Source organism: Microbacterium sp. zg-Y1090 (genome assembly GCF_030246945.1).
In the GTDB taxonomy this organism is placed as follows: Bacteria; Actinomycetota; Actinomycetes; order Actinomycetales; family Microbacteriaceae; genus Microbacterium; species Microbacterium wangruii.
On the sequence record NZ_CP126742.1, the window covers coordinates 2,787,723 to 2,808,024 of the forward strand.

General features: G+C 73.1%; 16 protein-coding genes. 6 read left to right on the forward strand and 10 right to left on the reverse strand.

Features of this window, described 5'->3' with window-relative positions:
- The first annotated feature begins 45 nt into the window (after positions 1 to 45).
- Entirely contained in the window at positions 46 to 4,887 is a 4,842-nt protein-coding gene (locus tag QNO26_RS13090) for an ATP-dependent helicase (RefSeq protein WP_257638678.1), read from the forward strand.
- Positions 4,880 to 5,653, forward strand: coding sequence for a DNA-formamidopyrimidine glycosylase family protein (locus QNO26_RS13095; protein WP_257533643.1), 774 nt, complete (start codon positions 4,880 to 4,882; stop codon positions 5,651 to 5,653). Before QNO26_RS13090 ends, QNO26_RS13095 begins: the two co-directional genes overlap by 8 nt.
- Before the next feature lie 21 nt (positions 5,654 to 5,674).
- On the opposite strand, the gene QNO26_RS13100 is transcribed toward QNO26_RS13095, so the two are convergent.
- A complete protein-coding gene (locus QNO26_RS13100; protein ID WP_257638677.1) occupies positions 5,675 to 6,307 on the reverse strand; it encodes a YitT family protein in 633 nt (210 codons plus the stop codon).
- Positions 6,308 to 6,403: 96 nt separating this feature from the next.
- Between QNO26_RS13100 and QNO26_RS13105 the strand changes: the two genes are divergently transcribed.
- Positions 6,404 to 6,811 (forward strand): transferase, encoded by a 408-nt coding sequence (locus tag QNO26_RS13105; protein ID WP_257638676.1) that lies wholly within the window; start codon positions 6,404 to 6,406, stop codon positions 6,809 to 6,811.
- Positions 6,812 to 6,888: 77 nt separating this feature from the next.
- Positions 6,889 to 7,497, forward strand: a complete 609-nt coding sequence (locus QNO26_RS13110; RefSeq protein ID WP_257638675.1) for a thermonuclease family protein — start codon at positions 6,889 to 6,891, stop codon at positions 7,495 to 7,497.
- A 6-nt stretch (positions 7,498 to 7,503) separates the two neighbouring features.
- Here the strand turns inward: QNO26_RS13110 and QNO26_RS13115 are convergent, their stop codons facing one another.
- A complete protein-coding gene (locus QNO26_RS13115; RefSeq protein ID WP_257638674.1) occupies positions 7,504 to 7,908 on the reverse strand; it encodes a DUF1304 domain-containing protein in 405 nt (134 codons plus the stop codon).
- A gap of 34 nt (positions 7,909 to 7,942) precedes the next feature.
- Here QNO26_RS13115 and QNO26_RS13120 point away from each other — a divergent pair, with 34 nt between their 5' ends.
- Both QNO26_RS13120 and QNO26_RS13125 read left to right on the forward strand, forming a co-directional pair.
- Positions 7,943 to 8,707: a LysR family substrate-binding domain-containing protein gene (locus QNO26_RS13120; protein ID WP_257638673.1), complete on the forward strand. Its 765-nt coding sequence runs from the start codon at positions 7,943 to 7,945 to the stop codon at positions 8,705 to 8,707.
- Between the two features lie 9 nt (positions 8,708 to 8,716).
- A complete protein-coding gene (locus QNO26_RS13125) occupies positions 8,717 to 9,442 on the forward strand; it encodes a glutamine amidotransferase-related protein (protein WP_257638672.1) in 726 nt (241 codons plus the stop codon).
- 9 nt (positions 9,443 to 9,451) lie between these two features.
- Here the strand turns inward: QNO26_RS13125 and QNO26_RS13130 are convergent, their stop codons facing one another.
- From QNO26_RS13130 to xylB, 8 genes are all read right to left on the reverse strand, one after another.
- Entirely contained in the window at positions 9,452 to 10,285 is an 834-nt protein-coding gene (locus QNO26_RS13130) for a TspO-related membrane protein (protein ID WP_257533650.1), read from the reverse strand.
- A gap of 56 nt (positions 10,286 to 10,341) precedes the next feature.
- On the reverse strand, positions 10,342 to 12,093 hold the full coding sequence (treZ, locus tag QNO26_RS13135) for a malto-oligosyltrehalose trehalohydrolase (RefSeq protein ID WP_257638671.1): 1,752 nt from the start codon (positions 12,091 to 12,093) through the stop codon (positions 10,342 to 10,344).
- Positions 12,090 to 14,498, reverse strand: a complete 2,409-nt coding sequence (gene treY, locus QNO26_RS13140) for a malto-oligosyltrehalose synthase (RefSeq protein ID WP_257638670.1) — start codon at positions 14,496 to 14,498, stop codon at positions 12,090 to 12,092. Before treY ends, treZ begins: the two co-directional genes overlap by 4 nt.
- Entirely contained in the window at positions 14,495 to 16,705 is a 2,211-nt protein-coding gene (gene glgX, locus QNO26_RS13145) for a glycogen debranching protein GlgX (RefSeq protein ID WP_257638669.1), read from the reverse strand. Before glgX ends, treY begins: the two co-directional genes overlap by 4 nt.
- Positions 16,706 to 16,773: 68 nt before the next feature.
- Positions 16,774 to 17,274 (reverse strand): glutaminase, encoded by a 501-nt coding sequence (locus QNO26_RS13150; RefSeq protein ID WP_257533654.1) that lies wholly within the window; start codon positions 17,272 to 17,274, stop codon positions 16,774 to 16,776.
- A complete protein-coding gene (locus QNO26_RS13155; RefSeq protein WP_257533655.1) occupies positions 17,271 to 18,149 on the reverse strand; it encodes a transposase in 879 nt (292 codons plus the stop codon). Before QNO26_RS13155 ends, QNO26_RS13150 begins: the two co-directional genes overlap by 4 nt.
- 34 nt (positions 18,150 to 18,183) lie before the next feature.
- Positions 18,184 to 18,870 carry a GTP pyrophosphokinase gene (locus tag QNO26_RS13160; protein ID WP_257533656.1) on the reverse strand — a complete coding sequence of 229 codons (687 nt, stop codon included), beginning with the start codon at positions 18,868 to 18,870 and terminating at the stop codon, positions 18,184 to 18,186.
- A 68-nt stretch (positions 18,871 to 18,938) separates the two neighbouring features.
- Positions 18,939 to 20,261: a xylulokinase gene (xylB, locus tag QNO26_RS13165; RefSeq protein ID WP_257533657.1), complete on the reverse strand. Its 1,323-nt coding sequence runs from the start codon at positions 20,259 to 20,261 to the stop codon at positions 18,939 to 18,941.
- Positions 20,262 to 20,302 lie beyond the last annotated feature (41 nt).

Below are 20,302 nucleotides of genomic sequence, written 5' to 3' on the forward strand. Positions count from 1 at the left end.
CGCGTGGCCTGCCCGGGTGTCGGCGACTGGGGGGAGGATAAGAGGGTGGACGACGTGCTCGCGCGGTTCGGTCCTGCCACGCAGGACTGGTTCCACAGCGCCTTCCCCCGACCGACCGACGCGCAGGTCGGCGCCTGGGATGCCATCTCCCACGGCAAGCACGCCCTGGTGGTCGCCCCGACGGGTTCGGGCAAGACGCTCTCGGCATTCCTCTGGGCCATCGACCGCATCTTCCACGAGAAGCCGGCGCCGGCGGACGCCGCGCCCGACGCCGCCCCCGCGAAGAAGCCGGCGCGCCGTCGCCGCGAGCCGTCGCCCGGCACCAGCGTGCTGTACGTCTCGCCTCTGAAGGCCCTCGGCGTCGATGTCGAGCGCAACCTGCGCTCCCCTCTCGTGGGCATCGGCCAGTCGGCCCGACGGCTGGGCATCACCGTCCCCGAGGTGACGGTCGGCGTGCGCTCCGGCGACACCCCGAGCGCCGACCGCCGCAAACTGGTGGCGGACCCGCCGGACATCCTCATCACGACCCCCGAATCGCTGTACCTCATGCTCACCAGCCAGGCCGGCCTGACGCTGCGCAATGTGCACACGGTCATCGTCGACGAGGTGCACGCCGTCGCCGCCACCAAGCGCGGCGCCCACCTCGCCGTGAGCCTCGAGCGGCTCGAGGCCCTCCGCCGTGAGCACGCCGACGCCCCCGAGACCCTCGCCCCCGCCCAGCGCATCGGCCTGTCGGCCACGGTGCGGCCGATCGACGAGGTCGCCCGCTTCCTGGGCGGCGGCGCCCCGGTGGAGATCGTCGCGCCGCGGGCGACGAAGGCGTTCGACCTGCGCGTCGTGGTGCCCGTCGACGACATGCTGAACCCACCGCCCCCTCCCGGATCGGCCGAGGCGGATCCCGCTGCCCCCGGTGGCGACGCCGCAGCCGGTGACGGCGACGGCGACTGGTTCACCCCCTCATCCCGGCCGCGCCCGGCCGGGGAATCGACCGAGGCGACCGGATCGGTCTGGCCCCACGTCGAAGAGGCGATCGTCGATCGCATCCTGGCCCACCGCTCGACGATCGTCTTCGCGAACTCCCGGCGCCTCGCCGAGCGCCTCACCGGCCGACTCAACGAGATCTACGCCGAGCGACTCGGGCTGGAGCCGCCCGCACCGACCGTGCCCGCGCAGCTGATGGCGCAGGCGGGCTCCACCGCCGGGGTGGAGCCCGTGCTCGCGAAGGCCCACCACGGCTCGGTCTCCAAGGAGCAGCGGGCGCTCGTCGAGGACGAGCTGAAATCGGGGGTGCTGCGCTGCGTCGTGGCGACCAGCTCGCTTGAACTCGGCATCGACATGGGGGCCGTGGACCTGGTGATCCAGGTCGAGGCGCCGCCGTCGGCGGCATCCGGTCTGCAACGCGTGGGACGCGCCGGCCACCAGGTGGGCGAGGTGAGCCGGGCGGCCCTCTTCCCCAAGCACCGCAGCGACGTGCTGCACACGGCCGTGGTGACCGAGCGGATGCTGGCGGGGCAGATCGAGGCGATCGCCGTGCCGCAGAACCCGCTCGACATCCTCGCGCAGCAGACGGTCGCCGCGTGCGCCACCGGACCGATCGACGTGGAGGGATGGTTCGAGACGCTGCGGCGCAGCGCCCCGTTCCGCACCCTCCCGCGGTCCGCCTACGAAGCGACGCTCGACCTGCTGGCGGGCCGGTTCCCCTCCGACGAGTTCGCCGAGCTGCGGCCCCGCATCGTGTGGGACCGCGATCAGGGCACCCTGACCGGCCGGCCCGGCGCCCAGCGCATCGCGGTGACCAGCGGCGGCACCATCCCCGACCGCGGCCTGTTCGGCGTCTTCGTCGCCGGCGAGGCGCGCAACGCCCGTGTCGGCGAGCTCGACGAGGAGATGGTCTACGAGTCGCGCGTCAACGACGTGTTCACGCTCGGCACGACCAGCTGGCGCATCGTGGAGATCACCCATGACCGGGTCAACGTGGTCCCGGCGTTCGGCCAGCCGGGCAAGCTCCCCTTCTGGCACGGCGACGGATTGGGGCGTCCCGCGGAGCTGGGCGAGGCTCTCGGCCGGTTCGCGCGCGAGGTCTCCACCGCCCCGCATGAGAAGGCCGTCGCACGGCTCACCGATTCGGGGCTCGATGACAACGCCATCGTCAACCTGCTCGGCTACCTCGCCGAGCAGCGCGAGGCGACGGGGAGCCTTCCCACCGACCGCACGCTCACCGTGGAACGCGGCCGCGATGAGGTCGGCGACTGGCGCATCATCCTGCATTCCCCCTACGGCATGCACGTCCATGCGCCGTGGGCGCTGGCGGTCAACGCCCGCATCCGCGAGCGGCTGGGGGTCGAGGGTGCCGCCGTGGCGAGCGACGACGGCATCATCGCCCGCGTCCCGGACGCCGCTGCCGAGCCGCCGGGCGCCGACCTGTTCGTCTTCGACCCCGAGGAGCTGGAGCAGATCGTCACCGACGAGGTGGGCGGATCGGCTCTCTTCGCGTCCCGGTTCCGCGAGTGCGCCGCCCGGGCGCTGCTGCTGCCGCGGCTGAACCCCAACAAGCGCGCGCCGCTCTGGCAGCAGCGCCAGCGCTCGGCGCAGCTGCTGGAGGTCGCCCGGCGGCATCCGACCTTCCCGATCATCCTCGAGACGCTCCGCGAGGTGCTGCAGGACGTCTACGACCTCCCCGCCCTGCTGCGCATCGCGCGGTCGATCGGCGACCGCCGCATCCGCCTCGTCGAGACCGATCCCGCCCAGCCCTCGCCCTATGCGCGGGACCTGCTGTTCGGCTACGTGGGCGCCTTCATGTACGAGGGCGACTCGCCCCTCGCCGAACGACGCGCCGCCGCGCTCTCGGTCGACCCGGCGCTGCTGGCGGAGCTGCTGGGCAAGGTCGAGATGCGCGAGCTGCTCGATCCCGAGGTCATCGCGCAGTTCGAACGGGAGGTGCAGCGGCTCGACCCGGAGCGCCACGTGCGGGGCGTCGAGGGCGTCGCCGACCTGCTGCGCCTGCTCGGGCCCCTGGACGCCGGCGAGGTCGCCGCCCGGCTCGACACCGAGACCGACCCCGATGCGGCCGGAGGCACCGACGCCGACGAAGGGCGCCTGGCCGCCGCCACCGCCCACCTCGACACCCTGGTGACGGCACGACGCGCCATCCGCGTGACCGTCGGCGGGGTGGAGCGCGTCGCGGCGATCGAGGATGCCGCGCGCCTGCGCGACGCCCTCGGCACCGCCCTGCCGGTGGGGCTTCCCACCGCGTTCCTCGAACCGATCGCCGACCCGCTGGCCGACCTCGTCGCCCGGCATGCGCGCACGCACGGCCCGTTCCGCGCGTCGGCCGTGGCCGCGCGCCTGGGCCTCGGCCCCGCGGTGGCGCGTCAGGCGCTGCAGCGGCTGGAATCCCAGGGGCGGGTGTCGGCCGGGTTCTTCCTCCCCGAGACGATGTCGACCGGCGCCGCCGACGAGGGCGAGTGGTGCGACAGCGAGGTGCTGCGGCGCCTGCGCATGCGCTCGCTCGCGGCGATCCGGGGCAGCGTCGAGCCGGTCTCCCCCGAGGCGTACGCCCGCTTTCTGCCGGTGTGGCAGCACGTCACCCGGCCGCTGGAGGGCATCGACGGGGTCGTGGCCGTGATCGAGCAGCTGGCCGGGGTGCCGATCCCCGCCAGCGCGTGGGAATCGCTCGTGCTGCCGTCGCGCGTGCGCGACTACGCGCCGGGCATGCTCGACGAACTCACCGCCACCGGCGAGGTGCTGTGGTCGGGGCACGGCTCGCTCCCCGGCCGCGACGGGTGGATCGCCCTGCATGTGGCCGACGCCGCGCCCCTGACCCTCGCCGCTCCCGACGACGACCTCGCCGAAGCCCGGGAGTCCGGCGCGGACGGCCTCGAAGCCCGCATCGTCGCCGCCCTCGCCGGCGGGGGCGCGTACTTCGCGGCGCAGCTGCGCCAGCTGGCGGATGCCGAGAACGAGCAGTCCGTCATCGAGGCGCTGTGGAACCTCACCTGGCAGGGCCGCATCACCAACGACACGTTCGCCCCGGTGCGCACGCTCCTCGCCGGCGGCTCGCAGGCCCACCGCACCGCGCGACGCACCCCCCGGGCGCGGCTGTACCGGGGAACGGCGCTGCCGCGTCCGACCGGCGCCGCCCCGCCCCGCCCTCCCGCGCTCGGCGGCCGGTGGTCGCTGCTGCCCTCGCCCGAATCCGACGCCTCCGCCCGGGCGACGGCGACGGCGAGCCTGCTGCTGGACCGCTACGGCGTCGTCACCCGCGGCAGCGTGCAGTCCGAGGGCGTCCCCGGCGGCTTCGCCCAGACCTACCGGGTGCTCGCCGGTTTCGAAGAGGCCGGACACTGCCGCCGCGGCTACGTCATCGAGAAGCTCGGCGCCGCCCAGTTCGCGGCCTCGGCGACCGTCGACCGGCTGCGCGAGTTCGCCGGCGTCGCCGACCCGCCGCCGCTGCGCGCGGTGACCCTCGCGGCCACCGACCCGGCCAACCCGTACGGCGCGGCGCTGGGCTGGCCGGCGCTGGACGGCGTCTCCCACCGCCCCGGCCGCAAGGCGGGGGGTCTCGTGGTGCTCGTCGACGGCACCCTCACTCTCTACCTCGAGCGCGGCGGCCGATCGGCGCTGGCGTTCACCGACGACGAGGCCGCGCTCTCCGCCGCGGCCGCCGACCTCGTCGCCACGGCGCGCGCGCGGCGGCTGGACACCCTGACGATCGAGCAGGTCAACGGCGAGTTCGTCTACGGCACCGCGGTCGGGCGCGCCCTCCGGACCGCCGGCTTCGTCGAGGCGACGCGCGGGCTGACCCTGCGCAAGGTCACGGCGGGCACGGCGCTGCGCTCCCCGCACGGCACGGCGCCGACGGGCGCACGCGGGGCGACGGATGCCTGAGGGCGACACCGTCTTCCGCACCGCCCGGCGCCTGAACGACGCCCTCGCCGGCGGGGTCATCACGCGGTTCGACATCCGGGTGCCCGGCAGCGCCACCGCGGATCTGCGCGGTGAGACCGTGCACGACGTCGTCGCCCGCGGCAAGCACCTGCTGCTGCGGGCGGGCGCCATGAGCCTCCACTCCCACCTGAAGATGGAGGGCGAGTGGCACGTCTACTCCCCCGACGGCCGGTGGCGCCGCCCCGGGTACACCGCGCGGGCGATCGTCGGCACCGCCGAGGCGGATGCCGTCGGCTTCGACCTGGCGATGGTCGAGGTGCTGCCGACCTCCGCCGAGGACAGGGTCGTCGGCCACCTCGGGCCTGATCCGCTCAGCGATCACTGGGACGCCGCCGAAGCCGCGCGCCGTCTCGCGGCGGACGACAGGGCCGTGCACGTCGCGCTGCTGGATCAGCGCAACGTCGCCGGCTTCGGCAACGTGTACGCCAACGAGGTGCTGTTCGTCCGCGGCATCCTGCCCGACACCCCCGCCTCGACGGTCGACGTCGCCGGGGTGATCGACACCGGCGCACGCATGATCCGCACCAACCGCGATCGATCGCGGCGGGTGTTCACCGGCGATGCGCGCCCGGGGCAGGGAATGTGGGTCTACGGCCGCGACGGCAAACCCTGCCGCCGGTGCGGCACCCTCGTGCGCTCGAGCTCGCTCGGCGCGCGGCCCACCTCGGATCGCAACGTGTTCTGGTGTCCGGTCTGCCAGCACTGACGGGCCGCGCGCCCGCCGTCGTCATCGACCGATGTACCGCCCGGGACGGTGGTTGAGCGCCAGGACGAGGTTCAGCAGCACCGCACCGAGCGCGCTGAGCACGACGTTCGGCCACGGCACCACCAGCAGTGCGGACAGCACGACGAGCACGTCGAAGACCATGAGCGTCCAGCCGGCACGGAAGCCCGTGGCGTCCTGCACGACGAGGGCGACGATGTTGAACCCGCCCAGGCTCCCGCCGTGGCGGAAGACGATGAGCAGCCCGATGCCGCACATGAGGTTGCCGGCCAGCGTGCCGTAGACCGGGTTCAGCTCCGCGATCGCGAAGAACGCCTCATGCACGACGGAGAACCCCGACACGAGCGCGATCGCGACGACCGTACGCAGGGTGAACCGCCACCCCTTCTTCCAGATCGCCAGCACCGCGAACGGCAGATTGATCACGGCGAACAGCAGCCAGAACGGCCATGTGGTGGCGAAGCCCAGCAGCAGGGACAGGCCCGCCGTGCCGCCCGTCACCGCCTCGGAGGCGTTGAGCAGGAACAGCCCGAAGGATGCCGTGAAGGTGCCGGTCAGCATGCCCAGAATGTCCTCGGGCACGCTGTGCACCACCTGCGTGCGGTCGAACACCAGCGAGGGCCCGGTCTCAGTCACACCCCCATCCTCGCAGGATGTCCATGTGCGGGAATGAATCCCTCTGGATCGGCGTTCTTCCAAGTCCGGCGCCAACAGGCGCTGCAGGAGGGGACTGTGGGAAAGAACTACGTCGACATCGAGAACGACCGCGGCGAGACGCTGCGCTACCGCAAGCACGTCAATGGGCGCGGGCTGATCGCGCACGGGGCGAAGGTGCACGCGACGGCGCTCGTCGAAGCAGGAGCGTACGTCGAGCCCGGCTGCGAAGTCGGCGCGGGTGTGCGCATCCGTCGCGGTGCGTGGATCGAACCCGACGCCGTCATCGGCCCGAACGTCGAGATCGCAGAACTGGCCCACGTGGGCTCGGGAGCCGCGATCGGTGCGGGCGCGAAGATCGGCATCCGCACCTCTGTCGGCGCTCACGCGCAGGTGGTCACCGGGTCGCTCATCGGCGACGGCGAGATCGTCGGCGACGGCGAGAGGGTCGCCACCGACCGTCGCGGGCTGCGTCTCGCGGCCTAGCCCGGGCGCCCGGCCTGGCCGCTGAGCCTCGCCGGCGCCGGTCACGCGGCATCCGCCGCCGCCGATAGGCTCGCGACGTGACCCGCATCATCCTCACCACGATGGCGGCGATGCTCGTGGTGTTCGCCCTGGTCTTCGGCCTCTGGCAACAGTTCGCCGAGCCGGAGGACCGAGCAGACTCGCTGACGCCCGGGCCGTCCGATGCCCTCGTCGGGGTGCCCGAGCCCCGCGATGTCGCTCCTGTCGAGGCCGCCCCGGTGGCGGTGCCGTTGCCCGCCGACGCCGTCGCGCTCACGGTCGAGCGCATCGTCGACGGCGACACCATCCGCGCCGTCGCACCCGGTGGCGACGGCGAGTCACTGCGCATCCGCCTCATCGGCATCGACACCCCGGAGATGGATCCCACGCAGTGCTGGGCGCCCGAGGCCACCGATGCCCTCGCGGCGCTCATCCCGCCGGGCTCCACCGTCTGGGCGGCCCCCGATGTGGAGGACCGCGACCGGTACGACCGGCTGCTGCGCTATCTGTGGACTCCGGACGGGCGATTCGTGAACCTCGAACTGGCCGCGGCCGGCGCCGCGGACACGCTGAGCATCGCCCCGAACACCACGCACGCGGCCACGCTGGCCGCCTCGGTCGCCGCCGCCCAGCAGGCGGGCACCGGGATGTGGGGGGCGTGCGGCTGAGGCCCCTCAGCGCGCCACGAGCAGCAGCACGATGCCGATCAGCGGCAGGGTGCCCTGCACGGCGGCCGGACGGAGGTAGCGTGCCCCCGTCGTGACGAGCACGACAGCGGCGGCGAGCATCGAACCGAGGCTGAAAAGCATGAGCGTGTAACCGGCGACGGCCATCGGCGTGTCCCCACCCGCGCCTGCGGCGCCGTACAGCACCGCCCCCAGCGCCGCCCCCACCGCCAGGAAGAGGTTGTAGAAGCCCTGGTTGTAGGCCATCGACCGCGTCGTCTCCGCTGCCGCCTGGTCTGCCACTCCGAAGCGCTGCCACACAGGCGGGCGCGTCCACAGGACGCTCTCCATCGTGAAGATCACCACGTGCAGCACCGCCGCCAGCACCGCCACCACGATTCCTGCGATCGCCATGCCGTGACCCTAGCGCGCGGGCTACGCTTCTGTAATGGCACGAGGCGGCAGCGGACGATCCCACGGCACCCCCCGCCGGCCCGCCGCACGGCCCGCCGGCAAGGGCGCGAAGGCCGCGCAGGCCGGCAAGGCGGCGAAGGGCGCGCACCGGCCGCAACGCCCTGCGGCGCCGCGCGCCGAGCCCTCCCCCGAGGCGGCCGTGGCGCCCGGCCCGTTCCGCCTCGGCGCGATCCCCGGCGCCACCCCCGGCAAGTGGATCGACCTCTGGACGCAGCGGATGCCGCGCAACCCGCTGGAGCTCGTGCCGTTGACGGTGGCCTGGCAGCGCGAGGCCCTCACCTCGGGCGAGGTCGACGCCGCCCTGGTGCGCACCCCGATCGATGCCGTCGGGCTCTCGGCCATCCCCCTCTACGATGAGCAGCCCGTCGTCGTCTGCTCCGCCGACTCGCACCTCACCGCCGCCGAGGAGCTGACGCTCGAGGACCTCGCCGGCGAGGTGCTGATCGTCCCCGACGACGCCGTGGTCGACGCGAAGGTGCCCGGGGCCGTCCCGCCCTCGTTCGCGGCGCCCACCGACACCGCGGAGGCGGTGGAGACGGTGGCGGCGGGCGTCGGCATCCTGATCGTTCCCATGTCGCTCGCCCGACTGCATCACCGCCGCGACATCACCTTCCGCCCGCTGCGGGATGGACCGACGTCGCCGGTGGCGCTCGCCTGGCCGACGGAGGCGACGACGCCCCTCGTCGAGACGTTCATCGGCATCGTGCGCGGTCGTACGGCGAACTCGTCCCGCGGCTAGGATCACGGCATGGTGACGCTGGCGTACGTGTGTGCGCGACCGCAGGCGGGCGCCGCCGATGGGGAGTACGCCTCCTTCCGCGCGGCGATGCGCCGTGACGACCTCGAGCGCATCGACCTCGTGCGCGATGGGCTCCCCGCCGACGCCTTCGACCGGTACGCCGGCTTCGTCGTCGGCGGCAGCCCTTTCAACGTCACCGACCCGCGCTCGACGAAGACCGACGTGCAGCTGAGGGTCGAAGGCGATCTCGAGCGCATCGCCGAGCGCGCCGCCTCCGCAGCCACCGGGGCGCTGTTCACCTGTTACGGCATCGGGATCGTCACGCGCATGCTGGGCGGCGAGGTCTCGAGGGCCTACCCCGAGGACACCGGACCCAGTGTCATCCGACTCACTCCCGCGGCAGCATCCGATCGCGTCTTCGGCGGTCTCGCCGCGCAGTTCACGGCGCTCACCGCGCACAAGGAGGGGTCGGGCGACGTGCCCCCCGGTGCGACGCTGCTCGCCACGAACGACGCCTGTCCGGTGCAGGCCTACCGCGTCGGCGACACCCTCTACGCCACCCAGTTCCACCCCGAGCCCACCGGGAGCGCGTTCACCGAGCGCATGGCGGTCTACCGCGACGACGGGTACTTCTCCGCGAACGATTACGACGCCATCGCCGCGCGGGTGGTGCGGGCCTCCCTCACCGAGCCGGTGCGCCTGCTGCAGCAGTTCGCACGCGCATTCGGCGCCTGACGCCGCCTGTCAGGCGCGGTTGCGGGAGAAGTGCACCGCCGTCACCACGATGGGGGTGAGCACGACCACGGCGGCCGCGGCCCATGCGGCGAAGGCGATCGGATCGCTGACCGGCTCATCGGCGAACCGGCCGATGCCGATCCACGTCAGTCCCCATCCCATCGCGAGGCCCGGGGCGATGCGGCCGCGGCTGGCGATCGCGATGCCCGCGCCGATGATCGCGACGACGATGAGCACCGCGATGCCCACCGGCTCCGCCGCCTGCTCCCACTCCGCCGGTGCGATCGTGGTGAGCCACGCGGCGGTGTTCGCCACCGTGGCCAGCGCGACCCATCCCAGGTGCAGTCCCACCGTGATGTCGGTGAACAGCGCCTGGCGCACGCCGCGCGGCGGCATCGACACCGCGAGGCGGAAGGTCCACGCGAGGGCGATCAGCAGCAGCACGATGACCAGCACCGTGAGCGGGAGGGTGGCGAACTGCGCGGCGACCAGCCACAGTCCGTTCAGCACGGCGGTGAGGGCGATCCACCAGCCCAGCAGCCGCTGGCGCGCGTCGGCGCGCTGCGACGGCAGTGCCTGCCAGATCGCGTAGGCGGTCATGAGCACGTAGATGACGCTCCAGATGGAGAACGCCTGGCTGGCGGGGGCGAGATACGACGCGTCCGAATCCAGCGACCCGCCCTGCACGTCCTCCACGGGCGTACCGCCCAGCACGCCCACCCCCACGACGGCGGAGATCAGCATGAAGACCACCGCGCTGATGACGGCGATCTGGCGGACGAGGTCGGCGGGCCGGGCCTCGGCTTCCGCCGCCCGAGGACGAGTCGTGGTCGTGGCGCTCATCCCCTCACGCTAGGCGGCGATCGCCGCCGGGGCACGGGGTTGACAGGGCGGCGGCCTCAGGGAAGGGGCGGGCCGACGACGACCGCCGAGTCGGGGGCGACGGCGAGCGCGCCCTCGGTCACGGCATTGCCGGCATCCGTCGTCAGCAGCACGACGTCGCCCGCGGTCAGGCCGACCGTCCACGTCTCGGCGGAGAGGTTCACCAGGACCGTCAGGGAATCGCGTCCGAGGCGATAGCGGCGGCCGCCGGGACCCTCGACCGCGTCGGCGGTGAGGCTTGCGGATGCAGGATCGGTCAGCTCCGGCCGCCGCCGGCGCAGCCGCGCGAGGTCGCGGTACAGCTCCAGCAGGCGCCGGTGCGGCGCGGAGGCCACCCCGTCGGACAGGTGCTCCGACCAGTCCAGTTTCGAGCGGCGGAACGTCTCGGGGTCGTTCGGGTGCGGCACGAGCGACTCGTCCCAGCCCATGCGCGCGAACTCCTCCGTGCGACCCTTGGCGGTCGCCTCGGCGAGCTCGGGCTCGGGATGCGACGTGAAGAACTGCCAGGGCGTCGATGCCCCCCACTCCTCACCCATGAACAGCATGGGCGTGCCGGGCGCCGTGAGGGTGAGCACCGCCGCGATCGCGAGGCGCTCGGGCGGCAGGGTCGCCGTCAGGCGGTCGCCCGCGGCCCGGTTGCCGATCTGATCGTGGTCCTGGGCGAAGGTGACGAGGCGCCACGTGGGCACCTCGGCCGGCAGCGGATGCCCGTGGTCGCGCCCGCGGAACGAGGAATACGTGCCGTCGTGGAAGAATCCGCGCGTCCACACCTTCGGCAGCGCCTCCAGCGCCGCGAAGTCGGCGTAGTAGCCGCTGGTCTCCCCGGTGAGGGCGACGTGCACGGCATGGTGCCAGTCGTCGCTCCACTGCGCGGTGAGGCCGAAGCCGCCGGCCTCGCGCGGGAGGATCAGCGTCGGGTCGTTCAGGTCGGACTCGGCGATCAGGGTGAGCGGCCGGCCGAGATGAGCAGACAGCGCGTCGGCCGCTTCGGCGATCTCCTGCAGCACGTGGCGCGGACGGTCGTCGTGCAGGGCATGCACGGCATCCAGGCGCAGCCCGTCGACGTGGTAATCGCCGAGCCACATCATCGCGTTCTCGACGATGAACGAGCGCACGGCATCCTGGTCGAGGTCGATGCTCATCCCCCAGGTGTTGCGGGACGCATCGCGCAGGTATGGGCCGAACTCGGGGAGGTAGTTGCCGCTCGGGCCGAGGTGGTTGTACACGACGTCCTGCACGACGGCCAGGCCCGCCGCGTGGGCGGCGTCCACGAAACGGCGGTAGGCGTCGGGACCGCCGTACGCCTCATGCACGGTGTACCAGAGCACGCCGTCGTAGCCCCAGTTGTGCACGCCGTTGAAGCCGTTCACCGGCAGCAGCTCCACGTGGGTGACCCCGAGCGAGACCAGATGGTCGAGACGGCCGATCGCGGCATCCAGCGTGCCCTCGGGCGTGAACGTGCCCACGTGCATCTCGTACACGAGTCCGCCGGCCAGCTGCCGGCCCGCCCAGGAGTGGTCGGTCCAGGTGAACTGCGACACGTCCACGTGCGCCGACGTGCCGTGTACGCCATCGGGCTGGCGCCGCGAACGGGGATCGGGCCGCACCGCGTCCGAGTCGTCGAGCACGAAGCCGTACCGCTCACCGTCGGCGAGGTCGACGTCGGCCGCCCACCACCCGTCGTCGCCCGCGATCAGGTCGAGGTCGTCCGCGCCCTCGCGGCGCAGCCGCACGCGCTGCGCCCGCGGCGCCCACACGTCGACGCTCATGCCCGTCTCCTCTCGTCGCTCCCCGCATCGGCGGCAGGGGTCAGCAGCGCCACCGGGTAGGTCGCCAGCACGTCGCCGACCGACGCGGCACCGCCCTCGATGATGCGCCCGGTGAACTCGTCGCGCCAGGGCCCCGCCGGGAGCATCACCGCGGTGTCGCCCCAGCCGCCGCGGGCGGCGAGCGCCACCGGCAGACGGGTGGCGAGGGTGATCGCACCGCCCCGGTCGAACGCCACGAGGTGGTCGGATGCCGCGCCCACCGCCGTGACCGGTCGATAGTGGGTGAACAGCTCGCGTCGGTCGCGGCGCAGCCGCAGCGCCCGCGAGACGACCAGCAGCTTCGCCGCACCGCTGGAGTCCACCCGCGGCATCCACCCCTCGTCGATGCGTGCCAGCAGACGACCGCGCGCGGGGAAGTCCACGGGGCGCCGGTTGTCGGGGTCGACGAGCGAGGTCTCCCACAGCTCCGACCCCTGGTAGACATCGGGCACGCCGGGAGCGGTCAGCTGCACCAGCTTCGCGGCCAGCGAGTTGGACCATCCCGGCATCGCGATCTCGGTCGCAAAGGAGTCCACGATCTCGTGCGCGCCGTCGAAGGCCGCGTCGACCAGGGCGTGCATGCGCCCTTCGAAGGCCGGATCCGGGTCCCACCAGCCCGTGCGCTCGGCCGCCTCGCGCGCCGCCTTCTCGGCGTAGGCGTGCAGCCGCTCGGCGCTCGCCGGCCAGGCGCCGATGATCGCCTGCCACAGCAGGGAGTCGAAGGGTCCGTGACCGGTGGATGCCACGCCCCGCAGCTGCAGCAGCACCTCGGCCCACCGCTCGGGGATCTCGGCGAGCACCGACAGGCGGGCGCGCACGTCCTCGCCGCGCTTGGTGTCGTGGGTCGACAGCGACGTCATGGCGTGCGGCCACTGCGCCTGCCGCCGCGCCTGCGCAGTGTGGAAGCGCTCGACGTCGAGGGCGAACACCGACGGATCGCCGCCCACCTCGGTGAGGGTGCCCAGGCGCGTCATGCGGTAGAACGCGGTGTCCTCCACGCCCTTGGCCATGACCGGCCCGGTGGTCTGCATGAACCGGCGCGCCAGCTCCGTGCCCGGGCGCGCGACGAGCGCCGCGAGGGCCAGGGCGGTCGCGGCGAGGTCGGGCCGGCGGCGCGCGGTCTCGGCGACGGCGTGGTCGAGGTGCTCGATGCCGGCGGGCAGGTATGAGCGGTACACCGGAAAGTTCGCCAGCAGCTCGGCCAGGGCGTCGGTCACCTGCGCGTCGTCGGCGAGCGCGGGATCGGCCGCGGCCGCCTCCCCCGCGGCCTCAGCGCGCAGCGTGCGCACGAGGCGCGCGATCTCGGCCTGCTGGATCGTGTCGGCGATCATGCGCTTGGTGTCATGCATCAGGTCGGCGTAGCCGGTGAGGGGCGGCAGGCCGCTCTCCGCGCGGAGTGCTGCGTCGAGGCGGTCGAGCCCTGCCTCGCCCGCCGGGTCGATGAGCAGCCGGTCGATCTCGGCCATCGCGTCGTAGCCGGTCGTGCCGGTCGTGCGCCACCAGCCCGGCAGCGCCTCGGGGTGGTCGGTCGCGGCGTGCTCGAGGATCTTCTCCACGAGCACAGGCAGGTCGCCGGTGGCCGCGGCGAGCCGGTCGAGGTAGGCGCCGGGGTCGGCGAGCCCGTCGGGGTGGTCCACCCGCAGCCCGTCGACGAGGTCCTCGCGCACCCAGCGGAGGATCTCGGCGTGCGACCGCTCGAACACCTCGGGGTCCTCCACACGCAGCCCGGCGAGGGTCGTCACGGCGAAGAAGCGGCGGTAGTTCAGCTCCGCCGCCTCCCGCCGCCAGAAGATCAGCTCCCAGTTCTGTCGCGCGAGGACCGCGGCGACGTCGGCGGGGTCGAGCCCGTCGAGGGAGCCGGGAGCCAGCGGCAGCGCGTGCTCGTGATAGCGCACGACGTCGGCATCGGCGTCGACGACGATCTCGCCGGCGGTGATGACCTCCGCCGGCTCCGCGCCGAGGATCGGCACGCGCACGCGCCCCTGCCCGTACTCCCAGTCGATGTCGAACGCGCCCGCGTGCTCGCTCTCCCGCCCCCGGCGCAGCACGTCCCACCACCAGGGGTTCTCCGCCGGCTGCGAGATGCCCATGTGGTTGGGGACGATGTCGATGAGGATGCCGAGGCCGGCGGCGCGGGCGGCTCCGGCGAAGCGGTGCAGACCCTGGGCGCCGCCTCGGGCGGGATCGACCAGGGTGGGGTCGACGACGTCGTACCCGTGGTCGGAGCCGGTCGTGGCGCGCAGCAGCGGCGACAGGTACGCCCAGTCGACCCCGAGTCGGCGCAGGTAGCCGGTGAGGTCCGCTGCGGCATCCAAGTCGAACGACGGCCGGATCTGCAGCCGGTAGGTGGAGGTGGCGGGCGTCACCGGCCCGCCTCACTGCGCGGCGAGGCCGCCGGGATCTCGTCGATGACACCGGTCGTCGCCGCGAGCGACGCCGCGACGGAGTGATCGGACTCGACCTCCGGCAGCGAGTGCTCACGCAGCACCACGAGCGACCGCCCCTGCACCGGCACGGTGCCACCGGGTTCGATCGTCGCGCTGTCGGCGAGCAGGCCCGCGGTGTCGACCATCACGTCCCAGCTCGGGGCGAACTCGCGGTCGGGGATGTCGAAGTCGACGGTCTCGTCGCCGGCGTTGAAGAGCACCAGGAAATCGTCGTCGGTGATCCGCTCGCCGCGGCGATCCCGTTCACGGATGCCGTTGCCGTTGAGGAACATGCCGATGGCCAGGCCGAAGCCCGAGTCCCAGTCCTCGGGCTGCATGCGGGTGCCGTCCGGGCGCAGCCAGACGATGTCGGGTACAGGTGCCCCTTCCTCCTGCCGCACCGGGCGGCCGTCGAAGAAGCGGCTGCGCCGGAAGGCGGGGTGCTCGCGGCGCAGACGAGCCAGCGCGGAGGTGAACTCCACGAGCGGCTGGTCCACGGCATCCCAGTGCACCCACGTCAGCTCGTTGTCCTGCGCGTAGCCGTTGTTGTTGCCCTGCTGCGTGCGGCCGAGCTCATCGCCGTGCAGCAGCATCGGCACCCCCTGGCTCAGCAGGAGCGTGGCGATGAAATTGCGCTGCTGGCGCGCGCGCGCCGAGAGGACCTCGGCAACGGAGGTGGGGCCTTCGACGCCGAAGTTCTCCGACCGGTTGTGCGATTCGCCGTCCCGGCCGTTCTCGCCGTTGGCGTCGTTGTGCTTGTCGTTGTAGGACACCAGATCGCGCAGGGTGAACCCGTCGTGGGCGGTGACGAAGTTGATGGATGCCACCGGCCGCCTGCCGGAGTGCTCGTACAGGTCGGCCGAGCCGGTGATGCGCGAGGCGAACTCGCCCAGGGCCTGCGGCTCGCCGCGCCAGAAGTCGCGCACCGTGTCGCGGTACTTGCCGTTCCACTCCGTCCACTGCGGCGGGAAGTTGCCGACCTGGTAGCCACCGGGACCGATGTCCCACGGCTCGGCGATGAGCTTGACCTGGGAGACCACCGGGTCCTGCTGCACGAGCTCGAAGAACGCCGCCAGGCGGTCGACGTCGTAGAACTCCCGGGCCAGGGTCGCCGCCAGGTCGAAGCGGAAGCCGTCGACGTGCATCTCCAGCACCCAGTAGCGCAGCGAATCCATGATCAGCTGCAGCGTGTGCGGGCTGCCGACGTTCATGCTGTTGCCGGTACCGGTGTAGTCGGTGTAGTACCGCTTGTCGTCGTCCTCGAGGCGGTAGTAGGCCTCGTTGTCGATGCCGCGCATCGAGAGCATGGGGCCGAGGTGATTGCCCTCGGCGGTGTGGTTGTAGACCACGTCGAGGATGACTTCGATGCCGGCCGCGTGCAGCGCCCGCACCATGCCTTTGAACTCCTGCACCTGCTGGCCGCGCTGACCTGTCGCGGAGTAGGTGTTCTGCGGGGCGAAGAACGAGATCGTGTTGTAGCCCCAGTAGTTCGACAGCCCCTTGTCCTCGAGGGTGGAGTCGTTGACGAACTGGTGCACCGGCATGAGTTCGATCGCCGTGACGCCGAGTTTCTTCAGGTGCTCGATGATCACCGGATGCGCGATCGCGCTGTAGGTGCCGCGGATGTCATCCGGGATGTCGGGGTGCAACTGGGTGAGCCCCTTCACGTGCGCCTCGTAGATGAAGGTCTCGGCGTAGGGCGTCTTCGGCTGGCGGTCCCCCGACCAGTCGAAGAAGGGGTTCACCACGACGCCCTTCATCATCTGCGCGGCGGAATCGGCGTCGTTGCGCCCGTCGGGGTCGCCGAACGGGTAGGCGAACACCTCCTGACCCCACGTCACCTGACCGTCGACGGCCTTGGCGTACGGGTCGAGCAGAAGCTTGTTCGGGTTGAAGCGCTTGCCGGTGGCCGGATCGTACGGGCCGTGCACCCGGTAGCCGTACCGCTGGCCCGGCTGGACGTTGGGCAGGTAGGCGTGCCAGACGAAGGCGTCGACGTCGACGAGGTCCACCCGGGTCTCCCTGCCGCGGTCCCCGAACAGGCACAGTTCGACGCGCTCCGCCCCCTCACTGAAGATCGCGAAGTTCGTCCCATTGCCATCGAACGTCGCTCCGAGCGGGTAGGCGGATCCAGGCCATGTCTGCACGTTCACACGATAGACCGGCCGAGAACATGGCCCGGAGCGCTTGACAAAGCCCTGCGTGCCCCCGCCTGTCAGGTGGCGCCGGTGGGCGGCTCGCGCAGCAGGGCGATGCGCTCGGCGAGGTAGTCCGTCAGCGCGCGGTAGCCGCCGGCCGCGCTCCACCGCACGACCGGGGCGCCGTCGACGATCGCCAGCGGACCGGATGCCGCGCCGTCGGCGACGGCTTCCAGGTCGATGCGCCGCCACCCCACGTGCACGGTCTCCCCCTCGGCGAAACCACCACGGAACGCGGCGGCGGCCAGTTCGGCGCGCTCCCGCTGCGATTGGGCCGTGTACCCGCGGCGCACCTCACGGCGCGCGCGGACGATGTCGCCGGTGGCCAGCACCGCGTCGTCGGTGATGAGCAGCACCCCCAGGTGCCATGCCTCGCCGACCGGCACGAGCCGCGGGGCGCGCGGGAAGAGGCGCAGGCGCCGCGCGGGAGGCGCCGCGCCCAGCCGCTCGCGCGGGAGCCCCGCCAGTCGCGCACGCGCGTCGGCGACGATCTGCGCGGTCGGCGTCGGTTCGCTCACTCGCCCGTCCCCTTTCCGGACGGCCGGGTCGCAGCATCCACGGCGCGGCGGGCCTCGTCGGCGACGCGACGCGCGGCGCGCGCCCCTTCGGCGGCAGCCGTGCGCTCGTCCTCCGCCGCGGCGACGGCGGCCTCAGCCCTCGCCGCATCCGCCTGAAGTCGCTCGAGTTCGGCCCGCAGCTCATCGGTGCGCTCGGCGAGGTGTCCGGCCCGCTCCCGCGCCTTGGCGACGGCGGCCTCGACGCGGCCGAGACGGCGGTCGGCGTCGGCCGCCGCGCGCTCGGCCTCACGCAGCGCTTTCTCGGCGGCGCGGCGCGCGCGGCGCTCGGCCAGGTCGTCGCGCGGCGCCGGCGGCCTCGCCGGCCGATCGGCGATGCCGGGGATGGAGCCGCCGACCGCGTCGGTGAGGTCGACCGGGTCGACCCCCGTCGCTGCGAGCGGGCGCACCAGGCGGCCCGTCAGCACCGCCGCTGCGGCCGCGTCGTCGCGCACCGCGGCGTCGATCGTCGACTCCACGTCGCCGAGGGCAGCCGCGCTGACGGCGACCCCGCGGTCGCGGGCCAGGTCGGCGGCCTGCCGGGAGAGGGCCGCGACGAGCGCGCGGCGCTGCCTGCCCAGGCGGGTCATCTCGGCGGCATCGAGGTCGTCCTGGGCCTCGCGGAGCGCGGCGGCCAGTTCCAGCGCCTCGCCGAGCGCGCCCGCCTGCGCGAGCAGGTCGACGGCGTAGGCGGCCACGACGGGCTTGCGCAGAGCCCGGATGGCCCGGGCGGCGTCCCCCGACGCCCGATCCGCGCGGGCGTTGCGGGCGGCGGTGAACTCTGCCGGCGTGAGGGCGTAGAGCTCCGCCGCCACGTCGTCGAGGTCGTCGTCCGCCACCCGCCCATTCTGCCCGGACGGGGGCGCGCCGCGCTCAGACCGGGCGGATCTGCGGCGGGCGGCGCCGCTCGCCGTGCAGCTCCTGGTGCAGCCGCTGCATCCGCTCGTCGAGGGCCGAGGCCGAGTCGGCGGCATCCTTCAACTCGTCCAGCAGGGAGTCGGGCACCTGCTGCGCGTACTTGTAGTAGATCTTGTGCTCGAGGCTCGCCCAGAAGTCCATGGCGATCGTGCGGAACTGGATCTCCACCGGCACCTGCACGGGACCCGTGGACAGGTACACCGGCACCGAGACGATGGCGTGCAGACTCTTGTAGCCGTTGGGCTTGGGCTCGGCGATGTAGTCCTTGACCTCCATCACCGTGATGTCGGGCTGCGCGGTGAGCAGATCGAACAGTCGGTAGGCGTCGGCGCGGAAGCTGCAGGTGATGCGCACCCCGGCGACATCGGTGATGTGGGTGCGGATGCTCTCGAAAGACGTGTCGACGCCTTTGCGCGCCACCTTCGCCACGAGGCTGTCGGGCGTCTTGACGCGACTGCTCACGTGCTCGATGGGGTTGTAGTCGTGCATCAGCGCGAACTCGTCGCGCAGGATCGAGATCTTCGTCTCGACCTCCTGCAGGCCGAAGCGGTACTCCAGCAGGAACCGCTGCAGGTCGTCACGCAGGTCGCGCAGCTCCCGCGCCGACAGGGACACGGGCTCCTCGCCCACGGGGATGGCCATGTCACGACCCTACGACGCCCAATGAGGCGTCCGCTGTGAGCGGCCGCGCGCCCGCCGCCATGGCGGGGTCAGGTGCGCAGCAGCCCCGCCGCCTGCCGGGCGGCGCCGAGGGCGACGTACTCGCCGGGCTCCGGGACCTGCACGGGCATGCCGAACACCTGCGGCGCGATCTCGCGCACCGCCTGCGACCGTGCGCCTCCGCCGATCAGCAGGGCGCGCTCGAGCGGCACGCCGAGGCCGCGCAGCGCGTCGAGGCCGGCGCCGAGCCCGGCGAGCATCCCCTCCACCGCGGCGCGGGCGAGGTTCTCCCGGGTCGTGGATGCCAGCGTCATGCCGGTCAGCGACGCGGTGGCATCCGGCAGGTTCGGGGTGCGCTCGCCCTCGAAGTACGGCACGAGGGAGAGACCGCCCGCGCCGGGCGCAGCGGCCAGCGCCAGGCGCGACAGCTCGGCGTGGTCGACCGCGAGGAGCCGGCCGATCGCGTCGAGCACGCGTGAGGCGTTGAGGGTCGCCACCAGCGGCAGGAACCCGCCGTCGGCGGCGGCGAACCCGGCGACCGTGCCGGTGGGGTCGACGGTGCGCTCGGCACTGACGGCGAAGACGGTGCCGCTCGTGCCGATCGACACCACCACGTCCCCGGTGCGGGCGCCCGCGCCCAGCGCAGCCGCGGCATTGTCGCCGGCACCGGCGCCCACCAGCCGACCGGCGGCGTCGGTCACGCTCTCGCGCGGACCGAGCACCCGCGGCAGCACCGCGTCATGGCCGAGCGCGGCGATGAGCAGCTCACGGTCGTACCCGCCGGTCTCGGGATCCCAGTACCCGGTGCCGGAAGCATCGGAGCGGTCGGTCACCAGTTCGTCCAGCTGCGGCCCCAGCGGCGACTCGCCGGCCGGGCCGAAGCCGCGCAGCCGCCAGGTGAGCCAGTCGTGCGGCAGCGCCACCGCGGCCACCCGTGCGGCGTTGTCGGGTTCATGGTCGCGCAGCCAGCGGAGCTTGGTGATGGTGAAGGATGCCACCGGCACGAGCCCCGTGCGCCGGGAGAGCTCCTCCGCGCCGAACTCCGCGATGAGGTCGGCCGCCGCGCCCGCCGAGCGGGTGTCGTTCCACAGCAGCGCGTCACGGACCACCCGGCCGTCGGCGTCGAGCGCCACCATGCCGTGCTGCTGCCCCCCGACGGCCCACGCGACCACGCCGTCGGACGACGAGGGGTCGCCGAGACCCCCCGCCGCGGCGATCGCCGCCTGCAGCGCTTCCCACCACGCCGCCGGGTCCACGCTCGTGCCGTCGGGGTGGGCGGCGCGCCCCTCCCGCACGATGGCGCCCGTCGCGGCATCCGTCACGACCACCTTGCACGACTGCGTCGACGAATCGACACCCATCACCAGTGCCATGTCGGCTCCCTCTCTCGTTTCGAACCCCGGCGCGGACGAGG